The organism is Sphingomonas pseudosanguinis (assembly GCF_052056765.1).
GTDB lineage: Bacteria > Pseudomonadota > Alphaproteobacteria > Sphingomonadales > Sphingomonadaceae > Sphingomonas > Sphingomonas pseudosanguinis.
Genome location: NZ_CP189888.1, coordinates 2,237,440 through 2,258,286, shown reverse-complemented (window position 1 = coordinate 2,258,286; position 20,847 = coordinate 2,237,440). Strand labels below are relative to the sequence as shown.

Sequence of the window (20,847 nt, the reverse complement as noted above, 5' to 3'; positions counted from 1 at the left end):
CCTCCCCTTCAGGGGAGGGGTTGGGGTGGGGCCTCTCCACTGACCCTGCGCCTGCCGAGGTGCCCCACCCCCAGCCCCTCCCCTGAAGGGGAGGGGAGTGTCGCTTTCAATCCGGCTTGCCGGTCCGCTGTCCGCCGATGGGTTCGTCGCTCATCGTCAGATAGAGGTGGCGCAGCATCGCGGTCATCGCGTCGGTGCCGCGCTGGGTCAGGCTGACGATCAGGCGGCGGTGGTCGGTCGGGTCGGTGCGGCGGCGGAGGAGGTTGGATTCCTCCAGCCGGTCGATCCGCCGCAGCGCGCTGGTCGAGCTTTCGCCCGATACCAGGATCAGTTCCTTGACGCAGAGTGGCTTTGCCTGCTGCTCGGCGATGAACAGCTCCAGCATCATGTCCCAGGCGGAATCGCGGAACACGTCGCGGGGAAAGAATTGCGCGACATTGGCGCGCATCGCCTGGGTCTGGCGCGCGAGGTCGAGCAAGGTGGGCTTGTTGTCCCGCGCGGCCGGTTGCGCGCTGTAACTCCGTGTCGAGGCCGGGGGGAAATAGCGGATGGCGCTACTCTTGGGCATGGGCATGATCCTGTGCTGATGCCGGGGGAAATCCCGGGATGTGGCGTGGGATGGGAGCGGCGTGGGAGTGGGTGAAAGACATTCTCATCGCTCGCGCATCGCTTCGCGTGCGCGGTTGAGCGGTTTCAGGAGATATTGCAGCACGGTCTTGCTGCCGGTGTGGATGTCGGCGGTGGCGATCATGCCGGGCACGATCGGGAAGCGCTTGCCCGCCTTGTTGACCAGCGAGTCCGACCGGGTGCGGATGAAGACGCGGTAATAATAGACGTCCGGATTGACCTCATCGCGGATGGTGTCGGGCGAGATGCTGCTGACCTGCCCCTCCAGCCCGCCATAGATCGCATAGTCGTATGCGGTGATCTTGACGCTGGCGCGCTGGCCGGGGCGGATGAAGGCGATGTCGCGCGGCGACATCCGCGCCTCGACCAGCAGGCGTTCGTCGAGCGGCACGATCTCCATGATCTTGCCATTGGGCGGGATGACGCCGCCGATCGTCGACACCTCGATATTCTTGACCACGCCGCGCACCGGCGAGCGCAGGGTCAGGCGGCTGAGCGTATCAGACCGGCCGCGCACCACGGGCGCCAGCGCCTCGACTTCCTCGCTGACCTTGGCCAGATCCTGCCGCGCCTCGACGATATATTGCGAGCGCAGGTCGGATTTCTTCAGGTCCAGCTCGGCGCGCTGGCGCTTCAGGCGTAGCACCTCGACATTGCTGGCGGCCCCGACCTGGATCAGCGACTCGCCGATGCCGACCTCACGCCCGATCAGCGCCAGCGATTCGTCGATCAGCCCGATCGAGCTGGACAGGCTGCTGCGCCGGGCATTGTAGAGCCGCTGTTGCTCGGCCTTCAGATCGGGGAAGGCGGCGAGTTCGGGGGAGAAGGTGAGGGGCGTACCGTTCACCTCGGCCTGCAACCGCGCCTGTGCGGCCAGCGCGGCACGGTATTTGGCGGCGCTTTCCTCGACGGTCGATCCGGCCTGGGTCGGGTCGAGCTGGGCGAGGATCTGGCCCGGTTTCACGATATCGTCCTGCCGCACCAGCATCTTGGCCAGGATGCCGCCCTCCAGCGATTGCAGCACCTGTTCGCGGCTGGTCGGCACCACCTTGCCGCTGCCCGTCGCGACCTCGTCGAGCGTCGCGAACCAGGCCCAGCCGAGCGCGACGACGAACAGCGCGGTCAGCACCCAGGTCATCCGCTTGGCCGCCAGCAGCGGCGCGCCGCCCTCATCGGCGAAGGGCAGATCGGCGGGGGTGGTCAGCGCGCTCATGCCGCCTGGCTCCGTCCACCACCGCGTAGCGTCTCGAGCGCTGCAGCCTTGGATTTGTCGAGCAGGATCTGGCCGTTGTCGATGACGATGATCCGGTCGACCAGATCGAGGACGCGCATCCGATGGGTGGCGACGACGATGGTGCGATCACGGCTCCAGTCTCGGAAACGGTCGATGAACAGCCGCTCGGAGGTTTCGTCCATCGCCGCCGTCGGCTCGTCGAGCAGCATGACCTGGGGCTGGCGGATCAGCAGCCGGGCGAGCAGCAGCGCCTGTTGCTGGCCACCGGACAGGCCCAGCCCGCCCTCCAGCACGACATGCTCCAGCCCGTCGCGCAGCCGGCGGACGAAGTCGATCGCTCCCACCATGTCGAGCGCGCGGATGATCTCCTCATTGGAGGCCATCGGCGCGCCCATGGTCAGGTTCTCGCGCAAGGTGCCGTGGAACAGCCGGCTGTTCTGGGTCAGCAGGGCGACGTCGCGGCGGACATCGGCGGGGTCGATCTGATGCAGCGTCAGGTCGTCGAGCAGCACCTCGCCCGCCAGCGGCTGGAGCATCCCCGACAGGCCCTGGAGCAGCGTCGACTTGCCCGCGCCGTTGCGGCCCAGCAGCGCGACCTTCTCGCCCGCCGCGATCTCCAGTTGCGGCACGGTCAGCGCGGGCGGGGCGTTGGGATCGGCATAGCCGAACACCGCCGAGCGAAGCGCGAAGCGGCCGCTGACCGAGGGCAGGGGGATGCGATGCTCGGCATCGGGGTTGTCGACCGGCAGGCCCATGATCTGGTCCAGGCTGCCCGCCGCGACCTTGGCATGCTGATAGCGGCCGAGCAGGTGCGACACCTGGCCCATCGGCGCCATCATCCGGCTGGCCAGCATCGAGGTGGCGACCAGCGCGCCGGTCGTGATGTCGCCGGCGATCACCATCGGCGCGCCGACGAAGATCACGGTGGCATAGACCGCATTCTGCACGCTCTGCGCCCAGGTCGACAGGCTGGCGGTCAGGCCGCGCAGCCGCAGCTGCGCCTCGCCCGCCACCGCGTTGCAATGGTTCCACTGGCGCTGGAAGCGTTCCTCGGCCTGCAGCGTCTTGATATCCTCGATCCCCTGCACCGCCTCGACCAGCAGGGCGTTGCGCAGCGAGGTTTCGCGCATCGACTCCGTGGCATGCGCGCGCAACCGGCGCTGGGCGAGCAGGCTGGGCAGCAGCAGGGCGACGAGCGCGACCACCGGCACCAGCGCCAGCGCGCCGCCGATGAAGGCCAGGATGACCAGGAACAGGATGAAGAAGGGCAGGTCGGCGATCGCCGCGACCGTGGTCGAGGTCAGCATATCGCGCACCTGGTCCAGATCGCGGAGCTGCGCGATGAAGGTCCCCGTCGAGGTCGGCCGCGCCCGGTTGCGAACGCGCAGCGCATGGCCGAAGACCCGGTCCGACAGCCGCAGGTCGGCCCGCTTGCCAAGGATGTCGGTTATGCTGACCCGCAACCGCCGTAGCACGAAGTCGAACCCCGTCGCCAGGATCACGCCCAGGAACAGAATGTAGAGCGTCGGCATCGACTGGGCGGGAACCACCCGGTCATACACCTGCATCGAGAACAGCACGCCCGCCAGCCCCAGGCAGTTGGTGACGACCGAGGCGATGGCGACATGGCCATAACCCTTGGCATCCTGCAACAGCAGGGTGCGCAGCCAATGCTGCTCGAAGGGGCGGATATAGCTGTCGACGCGGATGTCGGTCGCCGAGCGGGCGGGACGGGGGACGACGAACAGCCGGGTCTGTTCGACCAGTGCGGATAGCGGGCGCTGCACCGGCGATCCGCCTTCGCCCGCGACCGAGAAGATCGCCTCGCCATCGGCATCGATCGCGGTGATCAGCGCCAGCTCGCCATCGGTCAGGCAGGCGATCACCGGCAGCCGCCAGCTCGTCAGCCGGATCGCGCTGGGCGCGACGAAGCGGACCGACAGGCCGGAGGCGCGGGCGAGCGCGCGGACCCGCGTCTCCTCGTCGCCGCCACCCTGCCAAAGCGTGGTCAGGCGGGCGCGCTGCTCGGCGAAAGGCATGCGGAAATGACGCGCGACCTGGCCGAGCATGTCGATCCAGGCGAAGGGATCGGTCGGCGGGGCGGCGGACAGGGTGGCGGGGTTCACAGCGTCACCCCGCGAATGGTCGTGCCGGTCAGCTTGAAATCGTCGCGCGCGCGCCCCGAATAATAGAGGCAGTCGATCTCCAGCCGGCGCAGGTCGTGCGTCGTGTTGACGCCGTCGAAGCGCGCCTGCTGCAACTCCTGCTCGGCGTTGAGCAGGTCGACCAGCGTGCGCGTGCCCATGTCGAGATATTGCAGACGGTAGAGTTTGCCCGTCTCGATCATATTCTCCTGCCGCTCGGACAGAGTGCCGAGCAGCTCGGTCAGCCCGGCGATCTGCTGCTGCGCCTCGGCCAAGCGCTGGCCGATCTCGACGCGCGCCTGCCGCTCGGCGGCTTCGGCGGCGCGCAGGGCATAATCGGCGCCGCGCACGCGGGCGCGCACCGCGCTGCCCCCGAACACGTCGCTGCTGACGTTCAGCCCGAAATTATAGATGCTGCGGTCGGAAAAGGGCGAGGATATGTCCGCCGCCGCATCGCCCGCCAGCGCCACCGTCGGCAGGCGGTTGGCGCGCGCGCGGCGCTGTTCGGCGGTGGCCTGTTCATATTGCGCCTTGGCGCGCATGATGACGGGGATGTCGGCCCAGTCGACCTGGGCCGCCTGGCGACAGCTGCGCATCAGCCAGTCGGGTACGTCGGGATCGACGATGGGCGCGGTATCGCGACCCAGCAGGAAGGCGAGGCTGGTGGTCCAGCGGCGCTGCTCCGCCTCGATCCGGGTCAGCGAGGCTTGCGCGGCGGCGACGCGCGACTGCGCCTGAAGCGTGTCGGAGCGGGTGGTCGCACCCTTGCCGAAACGTTTTTCGACCAGCGCGCTGATCTCCTGGATGCGCGACAATTGCTCGAGCGCGACGGCACGCAGCGCGGCGTTGCGCTGCACCTCGACGATCGCATAGCCCGTCTCGCGGATCAGCCCGTCGATCGCCAGCAGCATGTCGGCGCGGCCCAGCCGCGTGCCGGCACGGGCATAGTCGACCGCGCTGGCGACCTTGCCGAAATCGAAGAGCATCTGCGAGGCCGAGACCTGCGGCCGGGGACGCCAGATATTGCCCAGCCGGCTGTCATAGCCGCTGCCGACCCCGGCGCTGATGCGGGGGAGGTAGCCCGCGCGCGCCACCGTCACATCCTCGCCGCGCGCATCGAGCGTGGAGGCGGCCTGCACGACCGTGGGGTGCCAGGACAGCACCTCCTGCATCGCGCGTTCCATGGTGACGGGGGCCGAATTACCGCTAACCGGGGTGGCGATCGACGCCATGACGAAAAGGGCGCCGGCGGTTCGCCAAACCCGTTTCCCTCGATCCTGGTAGCGTCCCTGCCGCCGTCCCGTCATCGATCGCCCCGTTAATCCGCTTGGCCGCTACATTCGGCTAAGCCGTTTTATTTCAACAAAATAGGTGCCGAAACGGAGCGGTTTCGGCACCCATAATCAAGTCCGTTTCCGGACCAATGACGGTGATGGTCACATAATATGCATGGTGCTCAACTTCTCCTGATCGGGATCGACCGAAACGGTCAGGTACGACAGGGGGTCGTCCATAATCGGGGCACTTATGCTGGTATCGGTAGCGGCATGGGTGAAGTCCGTATTGTCATTTGCTGTTGCTGATTCCGTTACGGTTTCCTGGTTGTCGAGATAACGGCCCAGCACATCCTCGATGCTGTCGCCCTGTCCTTCCATCAGCGAGAAGGCGAGGCGGGCATCCCCCTGATCGAGCGTTGGTGCGTCCGCCTGGGTCGTGTGGTCCGCCGCCAGCGACAGCGGCACGACATCGGCATCGAGCGTCAGCGAGGCGTCGGCCGACAGCGCGGTGACCGTGGCGGTCGGGAAGACCGGTGCCACGCCGTTGTTGATGTTCACCGCCACATCCAGTCGCGCGGTCGAGAACTGGCCGTCGGGCTGGATCAGCTGATAGGTGAAGCTGTCGATCGGATCGGTCGCCGAATAGGTCACGCCGATCGGGGTATAGGTGTACCCCCCGGTTTCGTTGACGACCAGCTGGCCATGCGCGCCGGTCAGGGTGATCGGCGTCTCCCCGACCTCCTGGAAGCCGGCGGCGGTCAGCACCTTGATGCCGATGAACGGGCTGCCCAGCGTGTCGTTCGCGGTCAACTGGCCGCTGACCGGTGTGGTGACCGGCGGGTTATACTCGTTCAGCCGGGTCACCGTCTCGGCGACATAGACATTGGTGTTGAGCTGGAGCGGCGCGCCGTTCGTGCCGGTGACCGTATAGTTGTAGGTGCCCGAGGCCAGGTTGTTCAGCGTGACGCTGATCCCGCTGCCGATCAGCCCGCCGACCCCGGCGACGGCGGTGCCCGACGCGGTGCCGACCACCGTGCCCGCCGAATTGGTGACGGTGATGGTGTAGCTGGGCAGGACCGCCAGCGCCGATGTGGTGACCGCCGACAGCGTGACGGTCGAGCTGGAATTGGCGTCGACGGTGAAGCTATCATTGACGCGGGTCGTCTGCGCCGACCCGAGCAGCGGCACCGCCGGGGTGGAGAAGAACGAGTCCACCACCGCCGGCCGGTTGACCACGACATTGGTGAAGTTGGCGGTTGCGATAGCGGTGTCGTTCACCGCGATCGGGGCGCCGGTGATGTCCGGGCTGCCGATCGAGATGGTCAGGCGCGCGCTCTCACGCTCGTTATCGCTGGCGTCGAGCAGCGTGTAGGTGAAGCTGTCGACCTTGCCGATCGATGCCGCATTGGCATTGGGGGTGTAGGTGTAGCTGCCATCGCGATCGATGATCAGCGTCCCCCATTGTCCGGTGACCACCGTGTCGTCGACGGTCACCTGCGTCGTCACGCCGTTCAGCGTCACGCTTTCGACCCGGGTCTGCGGGCTGACCACGTCGATCTGGCCGGTGGGGCCGGGATCGGTGATCACGTTGCCGCTGACCGGGGCGGGCACGGCCGAGGCGACATCGGTGAAGTCGGAGTCGACGCCCCGGACGTTCAGGCTGCCGAGCAGGCCGACACCCGCCGTATTGTCGAAGCTGACAAAGGCGCGGTACTGGCCCGGTCCCAGGTCCGCCGTGGCGACCAGGTCGCCGTTGAGCAGCCCGACCTGCAACAGCGAGCTGTTGCCGCCACCATTGACCGCCACCCAGCTGGTGCCGTTGAACCGCTGGATGACGACCGAGTAACCGCTGGCCACGCCGACATTCGCCGTCGCGTCATAGGTGAAGGTCGTTGCCAGCGTATGGCCCGGCTGGACGGTGAACTGGACGTTGGGAACGGCCAGCACCTGGGCGTTGAGGTTGATCAGCCCCAGCGAGACCAAAGCGGTATAGTTGGCGCTGCCGACATTCTGATTGGTCTGGACCGGGTTCAGATCGACCAGCGCGATCGCCGTATTGTCGAAGGCGCTGATGTCGAACGGCGCGGTGACCGCCGTCGAGGGCGACAGATTGCCCGCCGCGTCGCGTGCGCCGACGCCCAGTGCCTGACCCGCCACCTGCGGGCTGGTCAGCGTGACGGCATAGAGGCCGCCCGCCGTCACCGTGCCGGTGCCGATCAGCGTCCCCGCCGCGTTGCGCACCTCGATCCGCGCGCCCGGCTCACCGCTGCCGGTGATGACCGAGCCGGTCGGATCGATGACGGCGGTCGGGGCCGCCGGCGGGGTGATGTCCGGCGCATTGACCGCGACCGTGCCCGAGGCATTGCCCGCCGCATCGGTCTGGCTGAGCGTCAGGACCTGGCCGTTTGCCTGCGGCGTGGTCAGCGTCGCGCTGAAGCTGCCATTGGCGGCGACCACCGCCGTGCCGACCAGCTGGCCCAGCGGGTCGAGGATGCGCACCGTGGCGCCCGCCTCGCCGGTGCCGGTCACGACCGTGCCGGTGCCGTTGACGAAGCCGATCGGCGCCGCCGGCGGGGTGATGTCGGGCGCGCGCACCGCATTGGGCAGCGACGCGTTGCCGGCGGCATCCGCCTGCGTCACCTGCAGCGACTGGCCATTGGCCTGCGGCGTGGTCAGCGTCGCGGTGTAGCTGCCATTGGCGGCGACGACCGTGGTGCCGATCACATTGCCCAGCGGATCGCGGACCGTGACGGTCGCCCCCGCTTCGCCGGTGCCGGTCACCACCGTGCCGAGCCCGTTGATCGTCGAGGTCAGGCCGACCGGCGCGGTGATGTCGGGCGCGGTCGCCTGTCCGATCGGCGAGACATTGCCCGCGACATCGGCCTGGGTCAGCGAGACGATCTGGCCATTGGCCTGGGCCGGGCTGAGCGGCGCGGTGAACGTGCCGTTCGCCGCGACCACCGCCGTGCCCAGCACCGTGCCGTCGGCGGCGCGGATGGTGACCGTCGCGCCCGCCTCACCGGTGCCGGTGATCGAGGTGCCGTTGGTCGCCACGATCCCGACCGGTGCCAGCGGCGCGGTGAGATCGGGGGCGACGACCGTGGCGGGGGCAGAGACATTGCCCGTCGCATCCGCCTGGGTCACGGTCAGCGTCTGGCTGTTCAGCTGCGGCGTGGTCAGGATCGCGGCATAGGTACCGTTGGCCGCGACCACCGTCGTGCCGACGATCGCACCGCCCGCATCGCGGATAGTGACGGTCGCGCCCGCTTCGCCCGCACCCGTCACGAGCGTGCCGGCCGGGTTGATCGCGGCGGTCAGCCCGATCGGTGCGGTAATGTCCGGCGCGGTCGCCTGCGCCACGCCCGAGACGTTGCCCGCCGCATCGGTCTGGGTCAGCGAGACGATCTGGCCGTTCGCCTGCGCCGGGGTAAGGGTGGCGGTGAAGCTGCCATCGCCTGCGACCAGGGCGGTGCCCAGAACCGTGCCGCCCGCGCTGCGGATGGTGACGGTCGCGCCCGGCTCGCCAGTGCCGGTCAGGGTGGTGCCGTTGGCGACGATCGTGCCGACCGGGGCCAGCGGCGCGATCAGATCGGGTGCGGTGACCGGGGCCGGAACCCCGGCATTGCCCGCCCCGTCCGCTTGCGTCGCGGTCAAGGCCTGACCGTTGATCTGCGGCGTGGTCAGCGCGGCGGCATAGGTGCCGTTCGCGGCGACCACCGTCGTGCCCAGCACCGTGCCGGCCGCATCGCGGATGGTCACGGTCGCGCCCGCTTCACCGGTGCCGGTGATCAGCGTACCTGCGCCGTTGATGGCGGCGGTCAGTCCGATCGGGGCGGTGATGTCGGGTGCGAGCGCCTGCGCCACGCCCGAGACATTGCCCGCCGCATCGGTCTGGGTCAGCGAAACGAGCTGGCCGTTGGCCTGTGCCGGCGTCAGCGGGGCGGTGAAGCTGCCGTCGCCAGCGACCACGGCGGTGCCCAGTACCGCGCCGTCGACACCGCGAATGGTGACGGTGGCCCCGGCTTCGCCCGTGCCCGTGATCGTCGTGCCATCGGTCGAGATGGCGCCGACGGGGGCCAGCGGTGCAGTCAGGTCCGGCGCGGTGATCGGGGCGGGGGCCCCGGCATTGCCCGCCGGGTCGGCCTGGGTCGCGGTCAGCGCCTGACCGGCGATCTGCGGCGTATTCAGGACGGCGGCATAGGTGCCGTTCGCCGCGACCACCGCCGTGCCCAGCACCGTGCCGCCGGCATCGCGGATGGTGACGGTCGCGCCCGCCTCACCGGTGCCGGTGACGAGCGTGCCCGCGCCGTTGATCGTGGCGGTCAGCCCGACCGGGATGGTGAAGTCGGGTGCGAGGGCCTGCGCCACGCCCGAGACATTGCCGGCGGCATCGGCTTGGGTCAGCGACAGCAGCTGGCCATTGCCCTGTGCCGGGGTCAGCGTGGCGGTGAAGCTGCTGTCGCCGGCGACCACGGCGGTGCCCAGGATCGTGCCATCGACACCGCGAATGGTGACGGTGGCCCCCGCTTCGCCCGTACCGGTCAGGGTCGTGCCGTCGAGCGACACGGTGCCCGCCGGGGCCAGCGGCGCGGTCAGGTCGGGTGCGGTGACGGCCGCCGGGACCCCGGCATTGCCGGCCGCATCGACCTGGGTGGCACTCAGGATTTCGCCATTGAGCTGCGCCGGGGTCAGGAGTGCGGCATAGGTGCCGGTATCCGCCACGATCGCGGTGCCCAGGATGGTGCCGCCGGCATCGCGGATGGTAACGATCGCCCCGGCCTCACCGGTGCCGGTGACCAGCGTACCCGCGCCGTTGATCGCGGCGGTCAGGCCGACCGGCGCGGTGATGTCGGGCGCGGTCACCTGCGCGATCGGCGAGACATTGCCCGCCGCATCCGCTTGGGCCAGCGTCAGCAGTTCGCCATTGGCCTGCGCCGGGGTCAGGGTCGCGATGAAGCTGCCATCGGCGGCGACCACGGCGGTGCCGATCGCGGTGCCGGTGACATCGCGGATGGTGACGGTCGCGCCGGCCTCACCCGTACCGGTCAGCGTCGTGCCGTCGAGCGACACGATGCCCGCCGGGGCCAGCGGCGCGGTCAGGTCGGGTGCGGTGACGCCCGCGCTCGGCGACGGATTGCCCGCACCGTCCGTCTGGGTGACGGTCAGCGCCTGCCCGTCGATCTGGGCGGGGTTGAGGACGACGGCATAGCTGCCATTGGCCAGCACGGTGGTGGTGCCGATCACCGCGCCGCCGGCGTCGGTGACGGTCAGCGTCGCGCCCGCCTCGCCGGTGCCCGTCACCACCGTGCCGGTCGCGTCGATCGCGGCGGTCGGAAGGGCGGGTGGAGTCAGATCGGGTGCCAGCGCGGTGGCGGGCGGCGAGACATCGCCCTCGGCATCCGTCTGGGTCACACGCACCGTCTCGCCGTTGATCAGCGGGGTGGTCAGGGTCGCGGTATAGCTGCCGTCACCCGCGACCGTGGTGGTGCCGATGATGGCGCCGGTCGCATCGCGGACGGTGATGGTCGTGCCCGCCAGACCGGTGCCGGTCACGCTGGCGCCATCGAGCGCCACCGTCGCGGTCGGCGCACCCGGGGTGTCGTTGGGGACGAGATCGGGTGCGGCGGTGGTGCCGGGCAGCGAGACGTTGCCGGCCGCATCCGCCTGGGTCAGGGTCAGCAGCTGGCCGTTGACCAGCGGTGGGGTGAGGGTAACCGTGAAGCTGCCGTCCGCACCGACCGGCACGGTGGCGATGACGACGCCGACCGGATCGGCGATCGTCACCGTCGCGCCGACCTCGCCCGTGCCGGTCAGGGTCACGCCATCGCCCGAGATGGTCGCCACCGGGGCGGCCGGTGCGGTCTGGTCGAGCGCGGTGACGGTGATGGTGGGCGAGAGGTTGCCCGCCGCATCCGCCTGGCTCACCGACAGAACCTGGCTGTCGAGCTGCGGCGTCGACAGGACCGCCGCATAGGTGCCGTTGGCCGCCACCAGCGCGGTGCCCAGCACCGTGCCGTCGCCTGCGCGCACGGTGATCGTCGCGCCGGCCTCACCGGTGCCGGACACGATGGTCCCGGTCACGTCGAGCGCGGCGACGGGTGCGCCAGGCGCGATGATGTCGGGTGCGGGCGCAGTCGACACGGGCGAGTCGTTGCCGCCCCCATCAGTCAGCGTCGCGCTGAGCGTACCGCCATTGGCCTGGGCCGGGTTGAGCGGGACGGTGAAGCTGCCGTCGCCTGCGACCACGGCGGTGCCGAGCACGGTGCCGGCGGGATCGCGGATGGTGACGGTAGTGCCCGCCTCGCCGCTGCCGCTGACCTCGGTGCCGGTGCCGTTGACGGTGAACAGCGGCGCGTTGGGCGCGGTGATGTCCGGCGCGGTGACCGATGCCGGGAGCGAGGCATTGCCCGCCGCGTCGCTCTGCGTGACGGTCAGCGCTTCGCCATTGGCCTGGGGCGGGTTGATCGCCACCGCATAGTCGCCATTGGCACCCGCCGTGACGGTGCCGATGACGGCGCCGGTGGGATCGCGCACGATGACGGTCGCGCCCGCCTCCGCCTGGCCGCTGACGACCGTGCCGGTGCCGTCGATGCTGGCGGTCGGCGCGGTGGGCAGGGTGATGTCCGGTGCGGTCAGGCCGAGCTGGGGCGAGATATTGCCCGCCGCATCGGTCTGCTCGACGGTCAGGGTCTCGCCATTGACCTGCGCGGTGGCCAGCGGAACGGTGAAGCTGCCATCGGCGGCGACCGTCGCGGTGCCCAGCACGCTGCCATCGGCGGCGCGTACGGTGACGGTCGCGCCTGCCTCACCGGTGCCGGTGACGCTGGCCCCGCCCGCCGCCAGCGCGGCGAGCGGTGCGGTCGGTGCCGTCAGGTCGGGGGCGATCGGGCTGACCGGGGTGGAGGCGTTGCCGGCCGCATCGGCCTGGATCACCTGCAGGACCTCGCCGTTCAGCTGCGCCGGGGTCAGGATGGCGGCATAGCTGCCGTCGCCCGCCACGGTCGCGGTGCCGATGACGTTGCCCGCCGGGTCGCGGATCGTGACGGCCGCACCCGCCTCGCCGGTGCCGGTCATGACGGCGCCGTCGACGCTGACCGTCGCGGTTAGCCCGGTGGGCGCGGTGATGTCGGCCGCGACGACCGCGACGATGGGCGACGTATTGCCCGCCGCGTCGGTCTGCACCAGCGTCAGCGTCTCGCCATTGGCCTGCGGCGTCGCGAGCGGTACCGAGAAGCTGCCATCGGCGGCGACGATCGCGGTGCCCAGGATGGTGCCATCGGCGGCACGCACGGTCACGGTCGCGCCGGCCTCACCCGTGCCGGTCAGCGTCGCGCCGGCATCCACCACGATCCCGGTCGGGGCCGGCGGCGCAGTCAGGTCCGGCGCGGTCAGCGGCACGGGGGCCGAGACATTGCCCGCGGCATCGGCCTGGACGACGCTCAACGCCTCTGCATCGATCTGCGGCGGGGTCAGCGTGACCATGTAGACGCCATTGGCATCGACGGTCGCGGTGCCCAGCGTCGCGCCATTGGCATCGCGGACGGTGACGATCGCACCCTCCTCGCCGGTGCCGGTCACCATGCTGCCATCGCCGCTGATCCCGGCGGTCAGCCCGGTCGGGGCGGTGACATCGGGGGCGACGAGCGTGACGTTCGGCGAGACATTGCCCGCCGCGTCGGCCTGGCTGAACTGCACCGTCTCGCCATTGGCCTGCGCCGGGATCAGCGGCACGGCGAAGCTGCCGTCCGCCGCGACGATGGCGGTGCCCAGCACCGTACCGTCGGGGCTGCGCACCGTGACGGTGGCACCCGCCTCACCCGTGCCCGCCAGCGTCGCGCCGCCGTCGATCACCGATCCGGTGGGGGCGAGCGGGGCGGTCAGGTCGGGCGCCGTCAGCGCCACGGGGGTCGAGACATTGCCGGCCACATCGGCCTGCACGACGCTCAGCGGTTCGGAGTCGATCTGCGGCGGCGTCAGAGTGACGCTATAGGTGCCGTTGGCGGCGACCACCCCCGTGCCCAAGGTCGCGCCGTTCGCATCGCGGACGGTCACGGTCGCACCCGCCTCGCCGGTGCCGGTCACGATGCTGCCATCGCCGCTGATCGCCGCGATCAGCCCGGTGGGGGCGGTGATGTCGGGGGCGGTCAGCGTCGCTTCGGGCGAGGTGTTGCCGCCGCGATCGGTCTGATCGATCGACAGCGTCTCGCCATCCGCCTGCGCCGGGGTCAGCGTCGCGGAGAAGCTGCCGTCCGCCGCGACCACGGCGGTGCCCAGCACCGTGCCGTCGGCGGCGCGGATGGTGACGGTGGCGAAGGGCTCGCCGGTGCCGGTGATGGCCGTGCCGTCGACCGAGACGGTCGCGACCGGCGCGTCGGGGGCGATCACGTCGGGCGCGCCGACCGTGCTCACGGGCGAGATATTGCCCGCCGCATCGGTCTGCGTCGCGCTTAGCGTCTGGCCGTTCACCTGGGGCGGGGTCAGCGTCAGGGTGAAGCTGCTGTCGGCACCGACCACGCCGGTGCCGAGCAGCGTGCCATTGGCATCGACGATCCGGACGGTCGCGCCGGGTTCGCCATTGCCGAACACCGAGGCGCCATCGGCCGCCAGCGTCACGATCGGCGCGGCGGGGGCGGTGATGTCGGGCGCGGTGGCAGTCGCGACCGGCGAGATGTTTCCGGCCGCGTCGGTCTGCGTCGCGGTCAGCGCCTCGCCATTGGCCTGTGCGGGGGTCAGCGTCGCGCTATAACTGCCATCCGCCGCGACGACCGCCGAGCCGAGCAGGGTGCCGTCGGCCGCACGGATCTCGACCGTCGCGCCGGCCTCGCCCGTGCCCGATACGCTCGTGCCGTCGGTCGCGACGGTCAGCGTCGGTGCGCCGGGTGCGATGAGGTCGGGCGTCGCCGCGCTGGTCGCGGGGGATGTGTTGCCAGCGGCATCGGTCTGGGTCACGCTCAGCGGCTGGCCATCGGCCGTACCGGCGGGTAGCGCGACGCTATAGCTGCCATCGGCCGCCACCGTGGCGGTGCCGATCGGCTGGCCATTGGCGTCATTGACCTGAACGGTCGCGCCGGGCTCGCCGGTGCCGGTCAGGGTGGTCCCGTCCGCGCTGACCGTCGCCACCGGAGCGGCAGGCGCGGTCGTATCGGGGGCGGTGACGGTCGTGGCGGGCGAGGCGTTGCCGCCCGCATCGGTCTGGGTGACGGTCAGCGTCTCGCCATTGGCCTGCGCACCGCTCAGCGTCGCGCTGTAGTTGCCGTCGCCCGCCACCGTCGTCGTGCCGAGCAGCGTGCCATCGGCCGCACGGATTTCGAGCGTGGCACCGGGTTCGCCGGTACCGGAGACAGTGATGCCATCGGCACCCAGCGTCGCCGTCGGCGCACCGGGTGCGGCGAGGTCGGGGGTGACCGCATCGGTCGCGGGCGAGACGTTGCCGGCGGCGTCGGCCTGGGTGACGCTCAGCGATTGGCCGGTGGCAGTGCCGGCGGGCAGCGCGATGGTGTAGCTGCCATCGGCGGCCACCGTGGCGGTGCCGATCGGCTGGCCATTGGCATCGGTGACCTGAACGGTCGCGCCCGGCTCGCCGGTGCCGGTCAGAATCGAGCCATCGGCGTTGAGCGTGGCGGTCGGCGCGCCGGGAGCGACGAGATCGGGCGTCGCCGCGCTGGTCGCGGGCGAGACGTTGCCGGCGGCGTCGGTCTGGGTGACGCTCAGCGACTGGCCGGAAGCGGTGCCTGCGGGCAACGCGACGCTGAAGCTGCCATCGGGGCCTGCCGTCGTGGTGGCGACCGGCTGGCCATTGGCGTCGGTCACGCGGATGGTCGCACCGGCCTCACCGGTGCCGGTCAGGGTGGTGCCGTCGGCGCTGACGGTCGCCACGGGTGCATCGGGGGCGGTGGTGTCGTTGGTGACGGCCGTGGTCGGGGGTGAGACATTGCCCGCCGCATCGGTCTGGGTGACGGTCAGCGGACGGCCATCCGCCGTACCCGCAGGCAGCGCGGCGCTATAGCGACCGTCTGCGCCGACGACGGCGGTGCCGACCGGCTGGCCATCGGCATTGGTGACCTGAACGGTCGCTCCGATCTCACCGGTGCCGGTGACGACCGTGCCATCGGCGCTGAGCGCGGCCGTGGGAGCGCCGGGGGCGACAAGGTCAGGAGTAGCTGCGCTGGTGGCGGGCGAGACGTTGCCGGCCGCATCGGCCTGGGTGACGCTCAGCGACTGGCCATCGGCGGTGCCGGCGGGCAGGGTAATGGTAAAGCTGCCATCGGCCGCCACCGTGGCGGTGCCGACTGGCTGGCCGGCGGCATCGGTGACCTGCACCGTGGCACCGGGCTCGCCGGTGCCCGTCAGGGTGGCGCCGTCCGCGCTGACCGTTGCGGCCGGTGCGGCTGGCGCGGTGGTGTCGGCAGCGGTGAGGGTCGTCGCGGGTGAGGCGTTCCCGGCGGCGTCCGTCTGGCCCACGGTCAGCGTCTCGCCATTGGTCTGCGGACTGCTCAGCGTGGTGCTATAGCTGCCATCGGCGGCCACGGTCGCGGTGCCGAGGATGGTGCCATCGGCGGCGCGGACCTGAACGGTCGCACCCGGCTCACCGGTGCCGGTGAGGGTGACGCCATCGGTACCGAGCGTCGCGCTGGGGGCGGCCGGCGCGGCCAAGTCGGGGGTAACGGCGCTGGTCGGAGGCGAGACATTGCCGGCGGCGTCGGCCTGCGTGACCGTCAGCGACTGGCCGGTGGCGGTGCCGGCGGGCAGGGTGATAGTGAAGCTGCCATCCGTGCCGACCGTGGCAGTGCCGATCGGCTGGCCGGCGGCGTCTGTGACCTGCACGGTTGCGCCGGGCTCGCCGGTGCCGGTCAGGGTGGTGCCATCCGCGCTGACCGTCACCACCGGGGCGGCCGGCGGCGTCGTGTCGGGAATGGACGTGTCGGGGGCGGTGATGCTGGTGGCGGGGGAGGCGTTGCCGGCGGCATCGCTCTGCGTGACGGTCAGGGTGCCACCCGCCGTTTGCGGCGTGGTCAGCGGCAGGGTGTAATTGCCCTGTGCATCGACGGTGGCCGTGCCGATGACCTGGCCGGCGGGGTCGCGCACCGTCACTGTCGCGCCCGGCTCGCCGGTGCCGGTGACGGCGGTGCCTTGCCCATCGATCGCGGCGGTCGGCGCGGTCGGCGCGGTCGTGTCGGCGGCGGTCAGCGTCGCGGCGGGCGAGGTGTTGCCCGCGCCATCGACCTGATCGACGCTCAACGTCTCGCCATTGGTCAGTGCGGGGCTGAGCGGCACGGTGAAGCTGCCATCGCTGCCCACAGTGACGGTGCCGATCACCTGGCCGTTCGCGCCGACGACCCGCACCGTCGCACCGGGTTCGCCCGTACCGGTCACGGTCGCGCCGTCACCGGCCAGCGTTGCGACCGGGGTCGCGGGGGCGGTGATGTCGGGCGCGAGCAGGTCGATGGCGGGGGAGGACAGGCCCTGCGTATTGGTCTGCGACACGCTCAGCGTCTCGCCATTGGCCTGGGCGGGGGAGAGGGTGAGAGTGTAGCTGCCGTCCGCCGCCACCACGGCGCTGCCCAGCACCTGGCCCGCCGCGTCGCGCACATTGACGGTCGCGCCGGGCTCGCCGGCACCGGTCACGCTGGTGCCATCGCCGTTGATCGTCGCGGTCGGCGCGGTGGGGGACTCCAGGTCCGAGATGATGACGGTCGCATCGGGCGAGACATTGCCCGCCGCATCGGTCAGCGTCGCCATCAGCATCGTGCCGTTCGCCGGCGGAGTGGCGAGCGTCAGGCTATAGGCCCCTTGTGCATCGACGACCGCCGTGCCCAACACCGCACCCGATCCGTCACGGATGGTCAGGGTGGTGCCCGGCTCGCCGGTGCCGCTGACGGACACGCCGTCCGCCGCGATCGTGACCGTGGGCGCGGCCGGCGGCGTGATGTCGGGCGCGGTCAGCGGCACGGTCGGCGAGGGATTGCCCGCCGCGTCGCTCTGCGTGACGGTCAGCGCCTCGCCATTGGCCTGCGGCACGTCGAGCGTCAGGCTGTAATTGCCCTGCGCATCGACGGTGGTGGACCCCAGCACGACGCCGGCGGCGTCGCGCACCGCGACGACCGCGCCGGGTTCGCCGGTGCCGGCGATGATCGCACCTTCATCGTCGATCGAGGCGGTCGGCGCGGCGGGCGGGGTGAGATCGGGCGCGGTGACGCTGGCGGCGGGGGAGACATTGCCGGCGGCATCGCTCTGGGTGACGGTCAGGGTGCCGCCATTGGCCTGCGCGGTGGTCAGCGTCAGGCTGTAATTGCCCTGCGCATCGACCGTGGCGGTGCCCAGCACCTGACCGGCGGCGTTGCGCACGGTGACGGTCGCACCCGGCTCACCGGTGCCGGTGATGGTCGTGCCCTGGCCGTTGATCGCGGCGGTGGGGACGTTCGGTGCGGTCAGGTCGGGCGCGGTGACCGGGGTGGTGGGCGAGACGTTGCCGGCCGCGTCGGTCTGCGTCACCGTCAGCTGCTGGCCGTTGGTCTGGGGCGGGTTGAGCGGGATGCTGTAATTGCCGTCCGACCCGACCGTGCCGGTGCCCAGCACGGTGCCGTTGCCGCCGATGACGCGCACGGTCGCGCCCGCCTCGCCGGTGCCGGTGACGACGCCACCGTTCGAGCCGAACAGCGCGGTCGGGCGCGCCGGGGCGCTGGTGTCGGGCGGGGTGGTCGGCGTCTGCGAATCATTGTCGTCATCGCCGCCGCTCGCCACCGCCGCGATCAGGCCGCCGGCCCCCGCCAGACCCAGGATCGCGGGCAGCACGAAAGACGAGCCGCCGCCCTGCGCGGCCTGCGCCGCCAGCAGATCGTCGAGATTGGTCAGCGTCGTGAACCGGCCCGCACCGCTGGCGTTCGGGTTGGCCAGCCATTGGCCACCATTATCCTCGCGCAGCACCAGGTCGCTGCCCACGCCGCGCTGGTCGGCATAGAAATTGTCGATGCGAATGGTCCGACCGTCGGTCAGGCGAATGACCAGATCATTGCCGTCCCGCTCCATGCTCGCCACCCGATCGCGGTTCAGATCGAGGCGGACGACGCTGGGCGTGGTGAGATCGATGACATTGGCGGTGGTGGTCGTGGTGGTGCCGGTTGCCTTTGCGATGATCTCGGTCTGCATGGCGTGATCCTCCCTTTTCGCATGTCACTGGACCGACGCGTCGGCGTCGGCGGGAGAAGGGCCGTGAACCCGTGTCATGCCGTGCGGGCGCACGACCTCCTCCCATTGCTGGCATGCTAACCGGGTCGGCCGCGCCTGAGATGCTACCTGTCCGCAATCGGAACTGATTCAGTTGGTTAACGCCCATTATGTCCGTCGCTTGGGAAGCGGATCGAAGGCGATCCGGCAGGGGCCGGCCGGTAAAAAAATTAATCGGGGGCGGGACCGATCGGTTCAGCTTGGCGTAGGATAGGATGGTGCAATAGGCCGCGTTTGCCGAGGGGCACCATGTCGAGAAGGGGCAATCCTGATATTATGACCGCATCGCCTTTCCCTGTTTCTGGCCGTTCGGTTACCCGTTGGATCGGCGCGCTGGCGAGCGGATCGCTCGTCGCGACGCCGCTGATGGCGCAGGTGTCGCCGCCACCCGTGCCCGTACCCGCCGCGACACCGCAGGCGACCATGCCGCCCGCGGCCCAAGCGCCGGCCACCACGCCCCGGATCGCCACCCCGACCCAGATCGCAGCCCCGGTGGCGATGCCGACGCTCAGCGAGGCGCAGGCGCGCCAGCTCGCGACGCTGATCGCCAAGGGGGAGGTGGCCAACGGCCTGCGACAGGGCGCGCCGCGCGACCTGTCGGGCATGGCCCCGGACGCGATCGCGCGTATCGCCCTCGATTACGCGCATGCCGTGCATGTCGGGCGGCTCGACACCGCCGACTTCACCAAGGACTGGGGTATCCGGCCGCAATCCTACGACCCGCTGCCCGGCTTTGCCGACGCGGTGCAACAGGACCGGATCGCCGACTGGATCGCATCGCTGCCGCCGCCCTATGCCGGTTACGACACGCTGGTCGCCGGGCTCGCCCGCTATCGCGCGATGGCGGAGGCGGGCGGCTGGACCGCGCTGCCGGCCAACGCCACCATCCCCTATCAGTCGAGCGGGCCGCTGGTCGCCCAACTGCGCAAGCGCCTCGCGATGGAGGACCCGACGGTCAGCGCGACCGGCGCGACCTTCGACGAACCGCTGCTGGCGGCGGTGCGCCGTGCCCAGCGTCGTTACGGCCTGAACCCCGTCGGCACGGTGGGGGCGCAGACGATCGCCGCGCTGAACGTGCCCGTGTCGCAGCGCATCCGCCAGATCATGGCGAATATGGAGCGCTGGCGCTGGCTGCCCCAGCAGCTGGAGGCCAAGCGGGTGCAGGTGAACATCGCCGCCGCCGTGCTGACCGTGTTCGAGGGCGACAATCCCGTCATGTCGATGAAGGCGGTGACGGGGCGGCCGGGCAACGAGACGCCGATGCTGGTGTCCTCGATCCACAGTGTCGTGCTCAATCCGCCGTGGAACGTGCCCAGTTCGATCGCGAACAAGGAATTATGGCCCAAGGAGCGCGCCAATCCCGGCTATCTGAAGCGCGCGGGCTTCCGCATCATCGACAATGGCGACGGCTCCAAGCGCCTCCAGCAATCCTCGGAAAAGAGTGCGCTGGGGCGGTTCAAGTTCGACTTCCCAAACGACTTCGCCGTGTATCTGCACGATACGCCGGCGCAGTCGGGCTTTTCGAAGTTCGACCGGCTGGCCAGCCATGGCTGCGTCCGGCTGGAAAAGCCCGCCGAACTGGCCGACTGGGTGCTGAAGACCACGCCCGAATGGCAGCCGGCGGCGGTCGATGCGACGCTGGCGTCGGGCAAAACGGTACGTGCCAGCATGGCCGAGCCGGTGGCGGTCTATCTGCTCTACTGGACGGCCTTCGCCAATAATGACGGGCAGGTCGGGTTCCGCGAAGATCCCTATGGCTGGGACAGCCAGCTGGCGAGCAAGATCGAGGCACGCTCGGCCGAGCGCGCGCAGTCGACCAAGTAATAGAAAAGAGGGGTAAAGCCATGACCATCAAGACCTATCGCCGCCACGGCCTGGCGCTTGTCGCGGCGGGGCTGCTGCTGCCGGCGCTGGCCGGTTGCTCGCGCTCCGAGCCGGAGGAACAGCCGGCCGCGATGACCGAAAACGACACGGGCGTGATCGAGACGAAGCCCGAAGACGTGATGCCGGCGATGGAGAACCAGGCCGCACCGGTCGCGGACATGAACGCTGTCGAGGAAACCCTGCCGCCCCCGCCGCCCGAGCGGACGGTCGACCAGCAGGTGCTCGACGACGCCTCGGCCACCGGCATGACGTCGCGCGTGACGCGCGGTCGTGCGTCGTCGGACGAAGCGGCGCCCGAAGAGGCTCCGACGAACGAACAGTGACCTTCTAAAAATCCTCCCCGGCGCGGGGAGGGGGACCATGCTAAGCATGGTGGAGGGGGGGGCCGCAAAGGGTGTCCTGTGCTGAAGCCCCCCTCCGTCAGGCCTGACGGCCTGCCACCTCCTTGTATCGGGGA

At 70.4% G+C, this 20,847-nt stretch carries 7 protein-coding genes; 2 read left to right on the top strand and 5 right to left on the bottom strand.

The features are described 5' to 3' along the window. Nucleotides 1-106: 106 nt before the first annotated feature. From ACQHGV_RS10105 to ACQHGV_RS10085, 5 genes are all read right to left on the bottom strand, one after another. Nucleotides 107-568 (bottom strand): winged helix DNA-binding protein, encoded by a 462-nt coding sequence (locus ACQHGV_RS10105; RefSeq protein WP_183951660.1) that lies wholly within the window; start codon nucleotides 566-568, stop codon nucleotides 107-109. A gap of 84 nt (nucleotides 569-652) precedes the next feature. Continuing rightward, complete coding sequence (locus tag ACQHGV_RS10100) at nucleotides 653-1,840, bottom strand: HlyD family efflux transporter periplasmic adaptor subunit (RefSeq protein ID WP_440978098.1); 1,188 nt, start codon at nucleotides 1,838-1,840, stop codon at nucleotides 653-655. Further along, entirely contained in the window at nucleotides 1,837-3,987 is a 2,151-nt protein-coding gene (locus tag ACQHGV_RS10095) for a type I secretion system permease/ATPase (RefSeq protein WP_440978097.1), read from the bottom strand. Before ACQHGV_RS10095 ends, ACQHGV_RS10100 begins: the two co-directional genes overlap by 4 nt. Further along, nucleotides 3,984-5,237 (bottom strand): TolC family protein, encoded by a 1,254-nt coding sequence (locus tag ACQHGV_RS10090; RefSeq protein WP_440978096.1) that lies wholly within the window; start codon nucleotides 5,235-5,237, stop codon nucleotides 3,984-3,986. Before ACQHGV_RS10090 ends, ACQHGV_RS10095 begins: the two co-directional genes overlap by 4 nt. A 204-nt stretch (nucleotides 5,238-5,441) precedes the next feature. Continuing rightward, on the bottom strand, nucleotides 5,442-18,428 hold the full coding sequence (locus tag ACQHGV_RS10085) for a BapA/Bap/LapF family large adhesin (protein ID WP_440978095.1): 12,987 nt from the start codon (nucleotides 18,426-18,428) through the stop codon (nucleotides 5,442-5,444). Between the two features lie 354 nt (nucleotides 18,429-18,782). Between ACQHGV_RS10085 and ACQHGV_RS10080 the strand changes: the two genes are divergently transcribed. Both ACQHGV_RS10080 and ACQHGV_RS10075 read left to right on the top strand, forming a co-directional pair. Beyond that, the gene (locus ACQHGV_RS10080) at nucleotides 18,783-20,330 is read left to right on the top strand and encodes a L,D-transpeptidase family protein (RefSeq protein ID WP_440978094.1); all 1,548 of its coding nucleotides are present in this window, start codon (nucleotides 18,783-18,785) and stop codon (nucleotides 20,328-20,330) included. Nucleotides 20,331-20,350: 20 nt separating this feature from the next. Then, nucleotides 20,351-20,713 carry a hypothetical protein gene (locus tag ACQHGV_RS10075; RefSeq protein ID WP_183951654.1) on the top strand — a complete coding sequence of 121 codons (363 nt, stop codon included), beginning with the start codon at nucleotides 20,351-20,353 and terminating at the stop codon, nucleotides 20,711-20,713. The last annotated feature ends 134 nt before the right edge of the window (nucleotides 20,714-20,847 follow it).